General features: G+C 70.8%; 1 protein-coding gene. It reads right to left on the bottom strand.

Going from position 1 to position 530, the window contains the following annotated elements; all coding sequences use genetic code 11:
- A partial coding sequence (locus CCN56_RS45485) for a DUF6087 family protein (protein WP_256962461.1) occupies positions 1-156 on the bottom strand: 156 nt, incomplete at its 3' end.
- Between the last annotated feature and the right edge of the window lie 374 nt (positions 157-530).

Below are 530 nucleotides of genomic sequence, written 5' to 3'. Positions count from 1 at the left end.
GGTCCACTCCTCGATCGCTCTCGGCGCTTCGGGCTCGACGTGGGCTCCGCGGTGCGGGCCGTCTCCGAGGGGCACGGCGCGCAGCTTGCCCTTCGAGTCGGCCTGTCGCTCGGCGCGTCGGCGCGCCCATTCCTCCAACGGTTCGTCGTCCTGCATGTGGGCATGGTGGCCGAGATGCTGGCCGGTTCGCCACCTGGTCACCCGCGTGGATGAATGAGCGAGGTTGGCAGGGCGGGGGCGGCAAATGGATTGTCGGCAGCCGGTTTTCGGCTCGCGCCCCGCCGCTGGCAGTTGGCGGGCAGGATGGGGGCATGTCTGAGACTCCGGCCAGGAAGGCCGTCGACCCGANNTGGCCGGGCCGCCGTCGACCTGGCGACGCTGTCCCTGCTCCTGTTCGCCCGCACGTACACCGGCGACCGCGCTCCCAAGGACGTGCCTGTCACCGAGCTGCGCGAGGTGCTGGACGGTCCGACAGACCGGGAGCCACGGATCATCTACGAGATCGCCGAGGCGTTGACCGCGACCGGGCA

Origin of the sequence: Streptomyces sp. NRRL B-24572 (assembly GCF_002156145.1) — a bacterium.
GTDB lineage: Bacteria > Actinomycetota > Actinomycetes > Streptomycetales > Streptomycetaceae > Streptomyces > Streptomyces vietnamensis.
The sequence above is the reverse complement of the archived record's forward strand: the minus strand, read 5'-3'. Positions and strand labels throughout refer to the sequence as shown.